The 14,474-nt window shown below is 63.4% G+C and carries 15 protein-coding genes; 7 read left to right on the forward strand and 8 right to left on the reverse strand.

The features are described 5' to 3' along the window. The first annotated feature begins 11 nt into the window (after positions 1–11). The 3 genes from F9K20_RS08365 (at position 12) to F9K20_RS08375 (ending at position 2,187) form a co-directional block, all read left to right on the forward strand. Positions 12–968 carry a YncE family protein gene (locus F9K20_RS08365; protein WP_290999859.1) on the forward strand — a complete coding sequence of 319 codons (957 nt, stop codon included), beginning with the start codon at positions 12–14 and terminating at the stop codon, positions 966–968. A gap of 221 nt (positions 969–1,189) precedes the next feature. Continuing rightward, the gene (locus tag F9K20_RS08370) at positions 1,190–1,828 is read left to right on the forward strand and encodes a hypothetical protein (protein WP_290999861.1); all 639 of its coding nucleotides are present in this window, start codon (positions 1,190–1,192) and stop codon (positions 1,826–1,828) included. Continuing rightward, positions 1,825–2,187, forward strand: coding sequence for a hypothetical protein (locus tag F9K20_RS08375; RefSeq protein ID WP_290999864.1), 363 nt, complete (start codon positions 1,825–1,827; stop codon positions 2,185–2,187). The genes F9K20_RS08370 and F9K20_RS08375 overlap by 4 nt, the downstream gene beginning before the upstream one ends. 103 nt (positions 2,188–2,290) lie before the next feature. On the opposite strand, the gene F9K20_RS08380 is transcribed toward F9K20_RS08375, so the two are convergent. Both F9K20_RS08380 and F9K20_RS08385 read right to left on the reverse strand, forming a co-directional pair. Continuing rightward, the gene (locus F9K20_RS08380) at positions 2,291–3,094 is read right to left on the reverse strand and encodes a quinoprotein dehydrogenase-associated SoxYZ-like carrier (RefSeq protein ID WP_290999866.1); all 804 of its coding nucleotides are present in this window, start codon (positions 3,092–3,094) and stop codon (positions 2,291–2,293) included. 40 nt (positions 3,095–3,134) lie between these two features. Then, the gene (locus F9K20_RS08385) at positions 3,135–4,037 is read right to left on the reverse strand and encodes a quinoprotein relay system zinc metallohydrolase 2 (protein ID WP_290999868.1); all 903 of its coding nucleotides are present in this window, start codon (positions 4,035–4,037) and stop codon (positions 3,135–3,137) included. A gap of 582 nt (positions 4,038–4,619) precedes the next feature. On the opposite strand from F9K20_RS08385, the gene F9K20_RS08390 reads away from it, so the two are divergent. The 4 genes from F9K20_RS08390 (at position 4,620) to F9K20_RS08405 (ending at position 8,828) form a co-directional block, all read left to right on the forward strand. After that, positions 4,620–6,440 carry a methanol/ethanol family PQQ-dependent dehydrogenase gene (locus tag F9K20_RS08390; protein WP_290999870.1) on the forward strand — a complete coding sequence of 607 codons (1,821 nt, stop codon included), beginning with the start codon at positions 4,620–4,622 and terminating at the stop codon, positions 6,438–6,440. A 310-nt stretch (positions 6,441–6,750) separates the two neighbouring features. Next, entirely contained in the window at positions 6,751–7,236 is a 486-nt protein-coding gene (locus F9K20_RS08395; RefSeq protein WP_290999873.1) for a c-type cytochrome, methanol metabolism-related, read from the forward strand. Positions 7,237–7,255: 19 nt separating this feature from the next. Then, positions 7,256–8,095 (forward strand): substrate-binding domain-containing protein, encoded by an 840-nt coding sequence (locus F9K20_RS08400; protein WP_290999876.1) that lies wholly within the window; start codon positions 7,256–7,258, stop codon positions 8,093–8,095. Position 8,096: 1 nt separating this feature from the next. Next, positions 8,097–8,828 carry a PQQ-dependent catabolism-associated CXXCW motif protein gene (locus F9K20_RS08405; protein WP_290999879.1) on the forward strand — a complete coding sequence of 244 codons (732 nt, stop codon included), beginning with the start codon at positions 8,097–8,099 and terminating at the stop codon, positions 8,826–8,828. 60 nt (positions 8,829–8,888) lie between these two features. On the opposite strand, the gene F9K20_RS08410 is transcribed toward F9K20_RS08405, so the two are convergent. The 6 genes from F9K20_RS08410 to F9K20_RS08435 form a co-directional block, all read right to left on the reverse strand. Beyond that, on the reverse strand, positions 8,889–9,185 hold the full coding sequence (locus F9K20_RS08410; protein WP_290999882.1) for a hypothetical protein: 297 nt from the start codon (positions 9,183–9,185) through the stop codon (positions 8,889–8,891). A 141-nt stretch (positions 9,186–9,326) separates the two neighbouring features. Further along, complete coding sequence (locus F9K20_RS08415) at positions 9,327–10,193, reverse strand: hypothetical protein (protein WP_290999885.1); 867 nt, start codon at positions 10,191–10,193, stop codon at positions 9,327–9,329. A gap of 4 nt (positions 10,194–10,197) precedes the next feature. Continuing rightward, complete coding sequence (locus F9K20_RS08420; RefSeq protein WP_290999887.1) at positions 10,198–11,277, reverse strand: ABC transporter permease; 1,080 nt, start codon at positions 11,275–11,277, stop codon at positions 10,198–10,200. Further along, positions 11,274–12,056 (reverse strand): ATP-binding cassette domain-containing protein, encoded by a 783-nt coding sequence (locus tag F9K20_RS08425; protein ID WP_290999890.1) that lies wholly within the window; start codon positions 12,054–12,056, stop codon positions 11,274–11,276. The genes F9K20_RS08420 and F9K20_RS08425 overlap by 4 nt, the downstream gene beginning before the upstream one ends. Positions 12,057–12,222: 166 nt before the next feature. Beyond that, a complete protein-coding gene (locus tag F9K20_RS08430) occupies positions 12,223–13,206 on the reverse strand; it encodes a YVTN family beta-propeller repeat protein (protein WP_290999893.1) in 984 nt (327 codons plus the stop codon). Between the two features lie 59 nt (positions 13,207–13,265). Further along, complete coding sequence (locus F9K20_RS08435) at positions 13,266–14,384, reverse strand: ABC transporter substrate-binding protein (protein WP_290999901.1); 1,119 nt, start codon at positions 14,382–14,384, stop codon at positions 13,266–13,268. Between the last annotated feature and the right edge of the window lie 90 nt (positions 14,385–14,474).

Consider the following 14,474-nt stretch of genomic DNA (forward strand, 5'->3'; position numbering starts at 1 on the left):
TCGGTGCCCCGATGCGCAGGTTCCTCCTCGCGCTAACAATGGTCCCGGCGGTGTTCGGCGCCGCCGCCATGGCAGGGGCGCCGGCATCGGTGACCGAGGCACTGGTCACCAACCAGACCGGCGATTCGCTCAGCATCGTCTCGCTCGCCGACATGCAGCCCGTCGCCGAGATCGCCATCGGCGGCAAGCCCGCCGGCATCGCCACGTCGCCCGACGGCAAATTTGCCTACCTCACCTCGCCGGAAGGCAAGGAGGTGGTCGTCGTCGACGCGGGTGCGCGCCAGGTGGCGAAACGCATCAAGGTGGGCGAGGCGCCGCTCGGCGTCGCCGCGCACCCATCGAGCGGGCGCGTATACGTCGCCGACTGGTTCACGCACAAGATCTCCGTCCTCGATCCGTCGGCCGGCAAGATCGTCGCCGAAATCCCCGTCGGCGAGTCGCCGTCGGGTCTTGCGGTGACCGCGGATGGCAAGCTGCTGCTCAGCGCCGACCGCGACAGCGATCAGGTGTCGATCATCGATACTGCCACCAATACGCGCATTGGTACCGTTGCCGTCGGCAAGCGCCCGTTCGGCATTACCGTCGATGCCACGGGCAAGCGTGCCTATACTGCCAACGTCGCCAGCGATGACGTGAGCGTCATCGATATCGCCGCCGGCAGGTTGATCGGCACCGTGCCGGTCGGCCACCGGCCCTACGCCGTGGCCCTGGCCGGCCTATATGCGTTCGTCACCAACCAGTACGCCAGCACGGTGAGCGTGATCGACGTCGGCAGCCTCAAAGTCGTGCAAACCATCGAGGTCGGCGACCATCCCGAGGGCATCGCCGCCGACCCAGCCGGCGCCAATGTCTACGTCGCCTGCTGGTTCGACAATGTGCTGCTCCGCATCGACGCCGCCAAGCTGCAGGTCAGCGGCGAGGCGGCCGTCGGCGACGGCCCGCGCGCCTTCGGCCTGTTCCTGCGCTGATGGGGCTCGCGGCGCATCTATCTTGCACCGCAGCGTTGACGCGCGCGTAAACCGCATGACCAAACGTTAAGGTCGAGCCTGTTTACGGGCGCCGGTCAGCAAGGTTAGAACGTGCCCAAATAAGCGTGGCATCAACCAAGTTGGAAGGAAACGTTCGTATGCGGTTCTATGGTTTGGGTGGTACCGTCCTAGCCCTGTCCCTCGCATTGGGAACTCATGTCGTGGCTGCCGTCGCCGCCGATGAGCCGAAGGCAACAGACCTGATCTTCGAGCACAAGCACCTCGCCAAGGTCGAGGCCGGCAAGGTAATCGACTATAAGTTCAACCGGACTGTCACCGATCCGCAGATCCTCGGCCAGGCCTTCTCCGACGACATCACGCTGAAAGTCGTGGCCGAAAAGGAGGAGGGCAAGAAGGATCTCGACCTGCAGATCTACACCGGCGATCGGGCTCGCGACCTGCAGAAGCTGGAGAAGTTCTCCATCAACCCGGTGTTCGCCGTCTATTTCTCCCAAGCCGTAAGCACCTTCAACCAGCTGGCCGGCGGCCAGGTGAACTACCTGCAGCGCAGCTTCTCGGACGGCTGGCTGAAGGCGAAGGTCGAGCCGCTCAAGGTCGACTACAACGGCAAGAAGATCGACTGCTATCGCATCTCCATGACGCCCTACGTGGGCGACAAGTACGAGTCGAAGATGCAGGGTTGGGAAGGTGCCAAGTTCGAGGTCATCGTCAGCGAGGAAGTGCCGGGCGAGATCGTCGACTTGCTCGCCACCTATCACAACCGTTATCCGCCGGCGAAGTTGAAGCTCACCGAGCGCATCACGCTGTCCGGCGTCACCGGACTGGAGAATCCGCAATGAGCAAGCGTATCCTTGCGGCCTGCTGCGCCGCTTTGATTGCCAGCGCAGTGACGGCCGCCGCCAACCCGGCCGTCAAGCTGCCGGAGAACGACTATCCGACGGCGGCCCGCGCCGACTACGTGTTCGCCTGCATGCAGACGAATGGCCAGAACCGCATGGTGCTCGACAAGTGTGCGTGCTCGATCGACACCATTGCATCGCTGCTGCCGTACTCGGAATACGAGGCGGCCGAGACAATCATGTCGGTGCGCCAGAAGGGCGGCGAGAACGTCGCCATGTTCAACAGCTTCGCGCCGTTGTTGGAGAAGGTAAAGAACCTGAAGCGGGCGCAGGTCGAAGCGGAGCTTCGCTGCTTCTAGCTCGGCGGAGCTTCGCTGCTTCTAGGTCGAGGGGGGAGTCGGCTCTACGAATGCAAAGGGCGCTGCTGAGCGGCGCCCTTCTTTGTTGCCAATGGCGAGCGTCTCAAGAGGCCTTGCCGGCCGAGGTGGCGGTGAACACCTTCCCGTCGGAATCCTTGGCCGTCACCTCGATGGTATCCTCGCCGCCGGGCGCGAAGGTGAAGCGGAAATTGGGATTCTCCGAAATCGAGATGCCGCCTTCCATCTTGAAGATGCGTGCCCCATCACGCTTCACGTCCATCTCCTGCACGATCTTCATCGGCGTGTACTCGCGCGTGAGCTGGTCCATCTGCATGCCGGTGAAGTTCGGGTGCCGGATCATCACCTGCGCCTCGCGCACGGGTGGGGAGCGGTCTTTCATTGCCGGGTCGTCGAAGGTGCGGATCTGCATCTTGCCGAGGTTGGCGAGCGCCTCGTCGGCGTCCTTGGAGGCAGCTGCCGAGCAGCCGCCCGACGCTTTGACGAACTTGGTTGCCATGTGCAGCTTGCCGTCCGCGGTCTCCACGATGGCGCGGACGTTGGAGTACATGTCGATGCGCACGCGCGTCGACAGCATGCGGTCACCCTTGCCGGCCGCCTCGCCGAAATGGAAGGTGGCGGCGACGGGGGCCGGGTTCTTGTCGATGACGAGAGTGAGGCTCTTCACCTCGCCGGCGCTCGACGGGATGCGCATGGTAAGCGGCACCACGGCGGCGTCCTCGGCGCGATAGGGCGCTTCCAGCGTTACCGTGCTGTCCTCAACGATCTCACGATTGTTGAACACATCGCGGCGGATGTCCTGCCAGGGATCGTCGGCAGCGATGGCCGGCACGGCCGAAGCCACGGCGAGCATAGCCGCAAAGGCGAGCGAGACTTTCTGCGATTTCATCGTTCTTGTATGCATCGGGTTCCTCCGCCGTCAGCCGCAGTTATTCCCATTCTAGTTCGGCGAACGCGGCTGAAACGTTGCGTGCATGATACTCATTGAAGAGCACCCACGCATCTTTTTCAGACAATCCCACCGTCTCAGCCGCCTCGGCGAGCGTCTTACCCTGCTCAATCATCGTGCGCACCTCGTCAGCTACCGTGCTGAGGTAGCGTTTCTCCGCCTCGAGCGCCGCCGGCCACGGCATCGATTCCGGGCCGTGCCCGGGCACGGCGCGCTGCACGTCCTTGCGCGCCGCGAGCTTGTCGATCAGTGCCAGCCAGCCGCGGATCGATCCGTCCAGGGCCGGAACATGCTTGGAGAACAACAGGTCCCCCAAGAACATCGTGCCTGTCTTCTCATCGAGCACTGTCACGTCATTATCGGTGTGTGCCGTCTCGTGCGCCTCGAGCAGCAGTTTGCGGTCGCCGAGGTCGAGCTCCAGGCGATCCTTGACCGTCTCTGTCGGTGGCACGATGCGCGTCCCCTCGAACGCTTCGCCGAGCAGCTCCTTGTTGATTGCAAGATAGCGATCGGCGCGTGCAGAGAGCGCGCGCGCCAGCTTGGTGTGCCCGACGAACGTCGGCTTCTCGCTCTCGAATGCGACATTGCCGAAGACATGATCGGGGTGCATGTGGGTGTTGATCACGTACTTGATGGGCAGCTTGGTGCGCGCGCGGATGGCAGCCAGCAGCGCGCCTCCGACGCGCGGACTGCCGCCCGTATCGATGACCGCGACACCATCGCGGCCGATGACAAAGCCGGTGTTCGAAGTGTCGCCCGAGTTGCGCGGCGTGAAGATTTCGTAGCGTCCTTGATGGACGTAGACGCCGGGCGCGACCTCGCTGACCGCGAGGGGTTCCTGCGCCTCGAGCGGGGGCGCGGCGGCGAGCAAAACGGCCGCCACAAGCAACGCTGTAACGTTCGGGAAAAACTCCCGAAATTGGTGTCCGAGCAGATGACGTTGGGGCATGTTTTTCCCTCTTCTAGTTGTTCCTAGCATATGGCCACGAACGATCACGCGGTCGAGAGCGTTCTGTGAAACGCGCGCGCAGTGATTCGACTCGCTCTCCCTCTACGGTCCTGCGCACGATGGTGGCATTTGCGCTGGGCGACGCGCCGGCGAGCATCAAGATATTCAGCGTTTTCGGCTGCACTTCAGAAGGTTGTCGTGCGTCGCACAAATCTTCTGTGCAGCGCAACAAACCGCGATGGGATACGGGGGAATTTACGTCAACCATCTTGTCCTATTCACGGACGCGTGAATTTTCGTTACCCGCTCGTCTTGCGGACGGGAAAAAAAAGTGCGTAGATGTGCCGCGGTGTGACACGGCATCCAGGGCTGACTGGCACCAGCCAGCAAGGCCCGGTCGATCGCCAAGGGAGGAAGAAGGGGCAAACCCCCAATCCCATAAGAAAAAGGGTGTGAGGCGCTGCTGTTCACCACCGCTTGCAAGCGTGGCAAGAACCTTAAAATGGAGGAAGCGCAATGCGCAGAAGCGTATTCGCAGGTGCATTGGTTGCGACGGCTGCCTTCGCGGCACCGGCGTTGGCCAATGATAGCGTTGTTAAGTGTATCGCCGACGAGAATAACTGGTGCATGCAGCAGCATGACTACAATGCACACCGTTATTCGTCCCTCGACCAGATCAACACGAAGAACGTCGGCAGCATGAAGGTTGCTTGGACGTTCTCGACCGGCGTGCTGCGCGGTCACGAGGGTTCTCCCCTCGTCATCGGCAGCACGATGTACCTCCACACTCCGTTCCCGAACATCGTGTACGCTCTCAACCTCGATGACGAGAACAAGATCATCTGGAAGTACGAGCCGAAGCAGGATCCGTCTGTTATCCCCGTGATGTGCTGCGACACCGTCAACCGCGGTCTGCAGTACGCCGACGGCAAGCTCTTCCTGCACCAGGCTGACACGACCCTCGTCGCTCTCGATGCCAAGACCGGCAAAGAGGTCTGGAAGGCGGTCAACGGCGATCCGAAGCGCGGTGAGACCGGCACGGGCGCTGCGCTCGTCGTCGGCGACGTCGTGATGATCGGTGTGTCGGGTGCCGAGTTCGGCGTCCGCTGCTTCTTCACCGGCTACGACATCAACAGCGGCAAGCGGCTGTGGCGCGGTTATTCGATGGGCCCGGACAGCGACATCCTGTTCAACCCTGAGAAGACCATGTCTCTCGGCAAGCCGGTTGGCGCCGATAGCTCGCTCAAGACCTGGACTGGCGACCAGTGGAAGCTGGGCGGCGGTTCGATCTGGGGCTGGTATGCCTGGGATCCCAAGCTGAACCTGGTCTACTACGGCACGGGCAACCCGTCGACCTGGAACCCGGCTCAGCGCGCTGGACCGGATGGCAAGCAGATCGACCAGAAGTGGTCGATGTCGATCATCGCTCGTAACCCGCAGACCGGCGAGGCCGCCTGGGCTTACCAGATGACCCCGTTCGACGAGTGGGACTACGACGGCATCAACGAGATGATCCTCGTCGACAACATGGACGTGAAGGGCAAGAAGCACAACGTGCTCGTGCACTTCGACCGCAACGGCTTCGGCTACACGGTTGACCGTGAGTCCGGTCTGCCGCTCGTTGCCGAGAAGTTTGACCCGGCCGTCAACTGGTCAACCGGCGTCGATCTCGATCCCAAGAGCGAGAAGTATGGCCGCCCCGCGGTCGTGGCTTCGAAGTCCACCTTCCTGAATGGCCAGGACGTCAACACGACCGACGTCTGCCCGGCCGCTCTCGGAACGAAGGACCAGCAGCCTGCTGCTTACTCGCCGCTGACGGGCCTCTTCTACGTGCCGACGAACCACGTCTGCATGGACTATGAGCCCTTCAAGGTCGAGTACACGGCTGGCCAGCCCTACGTTGGTGCCACGCTCTCCATGTATCCGCCGAAGGGCGAGAGCCACATGGGCAACTTCATCGCGTGGGATGCCTCCAAGGGTAAGATCGTGTGGTCGAACAAGGAGCAGTTCTCGGTTTGGTCGGGTGTTCTCACGACCGCTGGCGGCATCGCCTGCGTCGGCACCCTCGAGGGCTACTTCAAGTGCGTCGATCAGAAGGACGGCAAGGAGCTGTATAAGAACCGCACTCCGTCCGGCATCATCGGCAACGCCTTCACCTACGGTCACAAGGGCAAGCAGTACATCGGCATCTTCTCGGGTGTTGGTGGCTGGGCTGGCATCGGTCTCGCTGCCGGTCTGACGAACCCGACCGACGGTCTGGGCGCGGTTGGTGGCTACGCTGGCCTCAACAGCTACACCGCTCTGGGTGGCTCGCTGACGGTCTGGTCGCTGCCATAAGCTGACGTCACGACATTAATGGACCGGCGCGGGTTTTCCCGCGCCGGTCTTCCTTGTGAGTGGGGCACGACGCCCGCCCATTCGGCGCTTTGTGCACGGTGGCATGTCACTTCGCACCGCAACATGCGAAACCGTATGACATTTTGCCCGTTGCACTGTTCTAATCAGCCGCCCAAATGAGCACGTGTCTATGCCCATTAGCCCAAGCAAATAGGGGAAACGCGTGAGAAGGATCAGTTTCGCTGTCGTCGCAGCCATTGCGCTGGCGGGCGTGTTCGGTTCGGCGACGGCTCAGGACGCTGCGCCGGGAATGGCAAAAGAGGTGAAAACGCCCGATGGCTGCATCACCCAGGAAGGCGCCGAGTTCAAAGACGGCAAATGGGTTTTGCCCGACGGTACCCCGACCTTCCGCGTATGCAAGAAGGACAATAACATCGTCGTCGACTGGGCGACCTACAATGGCTATCGCCGCTATCACGGCGAGTGCCACGTCTGCCACGGCCCCAATGGCCTCGGTTCGACCTACGCGCCGGCCCTCGCCGAGTCGCTGAAGAACATGGATTACGGCACATTCCTGGGCGTGGTGGCCAGCGGGCGCGTACGCGACGCGGCCGGTACCAAATTTGTGATGCCGGCGTTTGGTGACAACAAGAACGTGATGTGCTTCATCAACGACCTCTACGTATACCTGAAGGCGCGCGGCGACGCGCTGCCGGCCGGTCAGCTCGGCGGTCGCAATCGCGATGAAAAGCCGGAAGAAGCGAAAGCAGAAGAGAAAGCTTGTCTTGGTAGCTAGGTTTCACACGTTTCGAGCAATGGTCGGGGCCGCCCTGGGCGGCCTCGTCTTGTTCTGCGCCATGGCTGGATCAGCCGTAGCGGTCGAAGGCCACCGTTCGGACCTCGTCAATCGCAAGGTTCTGCGCGTGTGCGCGGACCCGGCGAACATGCCGTTCTCGAACGACAAAAAGGAAGGGTTTGAGAACAAGATCGCCGAGATCATCAGCAACGAGTTGAAGGTCCCCGTCGAGTACACGTGGTTCCCACAGGCCGTCGGCTTCACGCGCAATACGCTTCTCGCCAAGCGCTGCGACGTGATCATCGGCACGGGGCAGGGCGATGACCTCGTGCTCAACACCAACGCGCTATACCGGTCGGCCTACGCCCTGATCTACAAGCCGGGCACCGGGCTCGACGGCGTCGACAGCATTTTCGACCCGCGCCTCAAGGGCAAGAAGGTCGGCGTCGTGCAAGGTACTCCGTCGGCCACGATCGTCGCCAAGGCCGGCTTGATGGACAAGGCGCGTCCTTATCGGTTGATGGTCGATCGCCGCTACGACGATCCTTCCGCCGACATGGTGAAGGATATCCGCTCGGGCGAGATCGACGCCGGCGTGATGTGGGGGCCGATTGCCGGCTACTACGGTTCGCGTAACGGCGAGAAGCTTATTGTCGTACCGCTGACGAATGATGTCGACAAGGCTGGGCGACTCGATTTCCGCATCACCATGGGAGTGCGCCAGGGCGACGATCTGTGGAAGCGCCGGCTCAACGACATCATCCGCAAGCGGCAGGCGGACATCGACAAGGTGCTGCTCGAATACGGCGTGCCGATGATCGATGAAGACAGCAAGCTCATCACCAGTCCGCGCAGCTGAGGTGGTGGGGGCGTCGCTCGGCTACGAGCCGCGACGCCGGCTTTTCCCGCCCGACAGGATCGTTCCCGGCTCCACGCTCGGGCGGCTCGCGACCGCGTTGTGCGCCATCGCCCTGTCGTTGCCCACTCTCGTCCGCGCGGGTGCGCCTGCGACCGCGGCCGACAGTGCCTCCACAGCGCCCGCAGGGGTCGTCGAGGTGCCCGCGCCGCACCCGGATGTCCCGCCGGCCCCCGCAGCCGGTGCGGCGCCCTCCGGGCCGGTCGAGGAGCCCACCGGCTATCGCATGGACAACTTCCGTACGCCGGTGCCGGCGACGTTGCGTGGGGCGCGCGTGCTCACCAACGACGAGGCAGCCGATGTGTGGAACAAGGATGGGGCTGTGTTCGTCGATGTCTACCCGCAAGCCCCCAAGCCCCCAAACCTGCCCGCAGGCACGTTTTGGCGCGAGCCCGTCCATCGCAGCATCGAGGGCGCGCATTGGCTGCCCAACGTCGGCTATGGCGCGCTGTCGCCGACGATGGATGCCTACTTTCGTGGTGCCCTCGAGGGGCTTTCGAGGGGTAAGCGCGATGCACCTCTCGTCTTCTTCTGCCTCAAGGACTGCTGGATGTCGTGGAACGCCGCCAAGCGGGCGCTCGAATACGGCTACACCAATGTCATGTGGTTCCGCGACGGCACCGACGGATGGCAGGAGCTCGGCTATCCGCTCGCCGAGGTGAAGAAGCTGCCGTGACCCGTGCGCACGGCGCGCGGCGGCGTACGCTTGCGCACAGCGCCTCGTCACTTGCCAGGTCTATCGAATAGGCGCCTGCGTCGGTCTCGGCTCGGTCGTCGGCGTCGGGGTCGGCAGCGTCGGCGAGGTCGAGGGCGACGGGGACGGGGTCACGGTCTGCACGGCTGGCCCGGCATTGTTGGTATCACCGACGCGCCGATCGCCGCTTGGGTAGAACATCGCGATCAGCGCGATCGCGATGGCGACGGCGACGAGCAGTGGCAGGGCGGTCCCATCCCAGAGCCCCGGGGTCCGGTCGATCGGGCGCAGATGGCGGTGATCCGTAGCGGTGGGATCGTGCTGGTCATAGAGAGCCATGGCGTTCCTCCATTGGTTCCTAGTGCGAACCTATGGGGAGCCGCAAAGTTCCTGCAGACGGCATATGCTCGCCATCGCCTAATGCACTGCAGGTCGTGTCGGGAGACGGGCGAAGCTCTCTACTTGGCGGGGCCGCCGCGCCTAGCTCTTCATCTGGGCGCGAATGATGCGGGCGATCTCGTAGGCCCGCTGCTCGATAAGGACCGGAATCTCGCAGGCCATGGTGAGGTTCTGCTGACGTTCCTGGAATATGCGTGCGTTCCAGTTGTACTCTTGCTGCTCGGGTGAGAGATTGGTCTCGGTCGGCAATAGCTCGTCAGTTGCCGCCATGCCCTTCTCGGCCAGCTTTTGACCCTCGCGCTCGAGCTCGGCGGCGCGGCCCTTCTGGCGCTTCTGAAATTCCTCGACCTTAGCGATGACGAACTGCCGGTCGGTGTTGATCTCACTCAGGAAGCTGGCGAACAGCTCGGTCAGCTTCTTGTCGCGCTCGGCCTCAGGGACCGAGGCGGCGTACTCCTTGATCGCTTTTTCGGCCTCCTCGGGGGGGACGCGGCGGCTCTCGAGCAGCTCCGTCAGATCGCGGATCGCCGGGTCGAACTCCTTGATACCGTCGATGGGCGGGCCATCCCAAATCTGCGCCGGCGAGATCACCGTCACTTTGCGCTGGATGCAGGGCCAGTCGGGGCTGCTGAGAATGGTGGAAGGAGAGAACTCGACCGCGGCGTTCTCGTCGGGCGTGACGGGGGTGGGCGCGAATGCCGGATGATTGGCGCCGGCTGGCGGTGCAGGCTCCATACCCCCGGGACGCGCACCGGGGACGACGCCCGGCGCAATGCCCGGCGCCAACTCAGGCGCGGCCTCGACTTTTGGCGGCGTGTCCGTCTTTGGTGCCGCATCCTGCGCTTGCAGGGCGGTGCCGGCGGTGAAAGCCAGGGCTGCCGCCAGCGCCGCTGCGCTAATGCCGCGCTTCAGGATACTCGCCACGGACGTCATTTCTTCTTTGATCATTTCCTCACACTCCCGAGCCTGGGCCGCCACGGCGGGCAATCAGACCCTTCGATGGGTTATAGGCAAAGATGGCCGCGCCGAGGAACACCGCGGTGCAGGCCAGCACGATCCCGAGCGATGGCCAATCGACCTGTCCGTAGAGCGCGAAGCGGATGAGCTCCACCGCGTGCGTGAAAGGATTGAACAGGCACATCTCGTACAGCAGCACGCTCGACTCTTTGACGCGCCATAGCGGGTAGAGGGCCGAAGAGGCGAAGAACATCGGGAAGATCACGAAGTTCATAACCCCGGCGAAGTTCTCCAGCTGACGGATCACCGACGACATGAAAAGCGCGAGCGAGCCGAGCATCAGCCCTGAGATCACCAGTGCCGGCGCTACGGCGAGGTAGTTCATCGACGGTGGGGCCAGCTGCCAAAGGTAGATGACGGCGGCGATGACGGCGATCTCGACCAAGGCCGCGGCCAGCATGATCCTCTGCAGGGCCGCCTCGGAGAAATAGTCGGTGGCCGAGTTGAACATGAGCAGCAGGGCGAGGACTGCCGGGGTCGCCAGCAGCAGCGGATAGCCCCAGCCCGTCAGCTCGGCCTCCCAGAAATAGAAGATGCCGAGGAAGACGTAGGCCTGGATGGCGGCAACGGCGACGCCGCCGATAAGCTTGGAGATGAGCAGGAACGAGCGCGGGAAGGGGCTGACCAGTAGTGTGCGCATGGCGCCCGTCTCGCGGTCGTAGACCATCGATAGAGAGGACTGCATGGCGTTGAACAGCAGGATCATGCCGAGCAGGCCCGGGACCACGTAGACCTCGTAGAGCACATAGGTCTCGTAAGGTGGGATGATCGACACACCCAGCGTCTGGCGAAAGCCGGCGGCGAAGATGAACAGCCAGATGAGCGGCCGCACCAGCGCCGACAGGAACCGCTCGCGCTGGTGCAAGTAGCGCAGCACCTCGCGCCAGACGATGCCCTTGAAGCAGGTGACGTAGGCGCGCAGGCCGAGGCGCGGCGGCTCGCTGCCCCAAGCGCGCTCGCTGATCGTCGTCGTGACGCTCGCCTGATGGTGTGCGGTCGCGCTCATGGCGGTCATGCGGCGAGCTCCTCGGTGCCGGCGCCGGTCAGCTTGCGGAAAGCGTCACTGACGGACTGGGTTGCGGTCTTGGCGAGCAGCTCGGGCACCGAGCCGGTGAACAGCACGCGCCCTTTGTGCAGCAGCACGACGAGGTCGCTGGGGCGCACCTCGTCGAAGAGGTGCGTCGCCCACAGCACACCGAGGCCTTCCTTCTCGACCAGCGAGCGCACGATGTTGATGACGCTTTCACGCGATCCGATGTCGAGGCCGACGGTCGGCTCGTCGAGCAGGAGCAACGAGGGCTGATGCAGCAACGAGCGGGCGATCTCGACGCGCCGCGCCTGACCGCCGGAAAGATTGCGCACCTTCTCGCGTGCACGATCCGCGAGCCCGACGAGCTGAAGCACGCGCTCGGTTCGCCGGCGCGCCTCGCGTCCGCGGATGCCGTGCAACGCGCAATGATAGAGCAGGTTCTGCTTCAACGTCAGGTCGAGATCGAGCGTGCGGCTCTGGAAGACGACGCCAAGGCGCTGCAGCGCCGCCATGGCGCGCCGGCGGATGTCGTGGCCGAATATGCGGATCTCGCCCGTCACGTTGTCGTAAAGGCGCGTGATGAGCGCAAACAGCGTCGACTTGCCGGCGCCATTGAGGCCGAGGAGCACGACGAAGCGGCCGCGCGGGATTTCCAGCGATACATCGCTGAGCGCGAGGTTGTCGCCGAAGCTGTGGCTGACGTTCTTGACGACGAGCGCGAGCGCGCCGGCGTCAGGCGGATTGGATTGAGCTGTCATGTCCATGTGACGATTATGCTGCCAACCCCTTCTTCAAGCCTTTGGAAACATTGATTGTTTCTCTTCAGCTTGGCCACGCTGAAGGCGGGCAGCCGTTCGTCTTTCTTGCTCCAGTACGACTGTCATCCTTTGTTCCGCGAGGCCGCCGAGCCCCGGTAGAACGGCGAAAAATTCAGAACGGCGCCACCACCACGCCCCACGGGTAGCGGCCGGTCCTGATCGACTTGATCACCTTCAAGGCAGCAACGTCGATGACCGACACGTCGTTCGAGGCACCGTTGGTGGTCAAGAGCTTCTTGCCATCGGGTGTCAAGGCCATCTGCCAGACGCGCTGGCCGACCAGGAGATACTTGATGACCTTGAAGGTTGCGGTGTCGATGACGGCAACGCGGTTGGCCGGCCCAAGGGCAACGAACGCGGTTTTGCCGTCCGGCGTGATGCGCACGCCTACGGGCTGGATGGCCTCCTTGGTGATGCCGGGAATCTCGAAGTGGATCTTGGTGATGACCTTGCGATCGGCGGGGTTGATCACCGTGACGGTGCCACCGATCTCCGAGCTCACCCAAAGTTGCGTGCCTGCCGGATTGAAGATGGCGACGCGTGGGCGGCTGTCGACCAGCACGTTGTCGAACGTCTTATGCGTGGTCGTGTCGATGAAGTGCGCCATGTTGGTCGTTTCGGACGTGTTGACCAGCACCTTGCCGTCGGGGCTCATGCCCATGCCTTCCGGTTCGACACCCACCGGGATGTCGCCCAGGATCTTGCCGCTCTGGATGTCGACGATGGTGACGAGATTGTCGTCCTCGTTGGCGACGTACAGCGGATTTCCGGACGGATGCAGGATGTGCAGCTCGGGATCGGGACCCGAGGGCAGCGTCTTGATGAACTCATACGTCTTGCTGTCGTAGACCTGGATGATGTTGTCGTCGCTGGTGCAGACGATCAGCCACTTGCCGTCGTTCGAGAGGATGACGCCGCGCGGACGCTGGCCGACGGGGAAGGTCTTGATCACCTCGAGCTTCTCGGTGTCGATGACGGACACCGAATTATCCTTCTCATTGGTGACGAAGGCCGTATAGGCCATAGCCGCGGGCGCCGGCAGGGCTAGTACGGAACCGATGCCGAGCAGCGCGGCGATGCCGACCTTGAAGCGCATTACGAAATTTCCTCCTGAGACTCTTCTGCAGCCGTTCACGGCGATGTTCGCCGCTGCGCTCATTGAGTGAACGCCCGGCATTTGCTTTCCGGCTTGTCGATGCCGAGCGTGTCGAGTTCGCTGAATTGATGCAGGAAGCCTTGCTGCGGCGACACGCTGACCAGCAGCTTTGGCGTGGTGACCAGAATGGGCTGACGCAGCTGGCCGTTCCAGCCGCGCAACGACAGGCCGACGCCCTTGAAGCCGGCGAGATCGAAGCTCGGGGACTTCATGTAGGCGACGAGATCCTGAAACTTGCCCGACTTGGTGCGCGAGGCGGCTTCGCCGACCATGCGCGTCGCCAACCATGCGTTGTAGTCGGTGGAGCGCATGTTGCGGTCGGCCAACCGCTTGAAACGGTTCTGGAATTGCGTCCCGCCCCACAGCTCGATGGCCGGGTGCCAGCTATCGGCGGTGAGCCCCGCGGTGCCCGCCACGGGGCGCGGGTCCCAGGTGCGGTAGGGAAGGTAGTCACCGAACAGGTTGCTCTCGTCGGCGACCACCAGCACGTCGTAGTCGGGTGCGTTCTGGGTAAAGGTCGGAATCTGCTGCTGCACCTGTTCGAAGCCGCCGTCCGTACGCCGGTTGCCCGAATCGTAGGTGAATGTGCGCTCCTCGACGATCTTGGCGCCAAAGCGCTTGGCCGAGCGGCGTAGCGCCTCGGCGTACAACTTGTCCTTCTCGGTGGGGCCAAGAACGAGCAGCCAGCGCGGCCACTTCTTCCACGCAAGGTACTGGGCGAGCGCGTCGGTGAGCATGGAGCGTGTCGGGGCGGTGTGCAGCACCTGTGGGCGGCAGTTCTCCTCGCGCAGACTGTCATCGGCGGCGCCGTAGTTGATGAGCAACGCCTCCTTGCCCTGAAGCGCGTCGGCCATTTTGAGCAGCGTGTCGGGCGTGGCGTCGACGAGAATGAAATGTGCGCCGGCGTCGACTTTCTGCACCACGTCCTGGATCAGCTTGGCCGGGTCGGACTCCTCGATCGGCTCGAGCTTGAACTCCTGGTTCATGAAACGGCCGGTGGTGTTGTTGTCGGTGATCGCCAGCTTGGCGCCGGCGATACCGAGATCTTTCACCGGCAGGTCGAGCAGGGAGAGTGGGAGCGGCTCGTCGCGCAACTGCCGCGCGATGACGATGGGGATGACAACGGCGCCGGGACTGGCGGCCTCGGACTTGGCGGCTTCGGCCGGCTGGGTGGCCGGTGCAGCGGGAGCAGGCGCCTCGGCCGCGGG

The sequence above is a fragment of the Hyphomicrobium sp. genome (assembly GCF_009026145.1).
In the GTDB taxonomy this organism is placed as follows: Bacteria; Pseudomonadota; Alphaproteobacteria; order Rhizobiales; family Hyphomicrobiaceae; genus Hyphomicrobium_A.

Excerpts from the sequence above, each read along its gene's own strand:
- F9K20_RS08380 (WP_290999866.1), bottom strand. The coding sequence starts at position 3,094 with ATGAAATCGCAGAAAGTCTCGCTCGCCTTTGCGGCTATGCTCGCCGTG.
- F9K20_RS08390 (WP_290999870.1), top strand. The coding sequence starts at position 4,620 with ATGCGCAGAAGCGTATTCGCAGGTGCATTGGTTGCGACGGCTGCCTTC.
- F9K20_RS08375 (WP_290999864.1), top strand. The coding sequence starts at position 1,825 with ATGAGCAAGCGTATCCTTGCGGCCTGCTGCGCCGCTTTGATTGCCAGC.
- F9K20_RS08430 (WP_290999893.1), bottom strand. The coding sequence starts at position 13,206 with ATGCGCTTCAAGGTCGGCATCGCCGCGCTGCTCGGCATCGGTTCCGTA.
- F9K20_RS08415 (WP_290999885.1), bottom strand. The coding sequence starts at position 10,193 with ATGATCAAAGAAGAAATGACGTCCGTGGCGAGTATCCTGAAGCGCGGC.
- F9K20_RS08425 (WP_290999890.1), bottom strand. The coding sequence starts at position 12,056 with ATGGACATGACAGCTCAATCCAATCCGCCTGACGCCGGCGCGCTCGCG.
- F9K20_RS08420 (WP_290999887.1), bottom strand. The coding sequence starts at position 11,277 with ATGACCGCCATGAGCGCGACCGCACACCATCAGGCGAGCGTCACGACG.
- F9K20_RS08365 (WP_290999859.1), top strand. The coding sequence starts at position 12 with ATGCGCAGGTTCCTCCTCGCGCTAACAATGGTCCCGGCGGTGTTCGGC.
- F9K20_RS08410 (WP_290999882.1), bottom strand. The coding sequence starts at position 9,185 with ATGGCTCTCTATGACCAGCACGATCCCACCGCTACGGATCACCGCCAT.
- F9K20_RS08400 (WP_290999876.1), top strand. The coding sequence starts at position 7,256 with ATGGTCGGGGCCGCCCTGGGCGGCCTCGTCTTGTTCTGCGCCATGGCT.
- F9K20_RS08395 (WP_290999873.1), top strand. The coding sequence starts at position 6,751 with ATGGCAAAAGAGGTGAAAACGCCCGATGGCTGCATCACCCAGGAAGGC.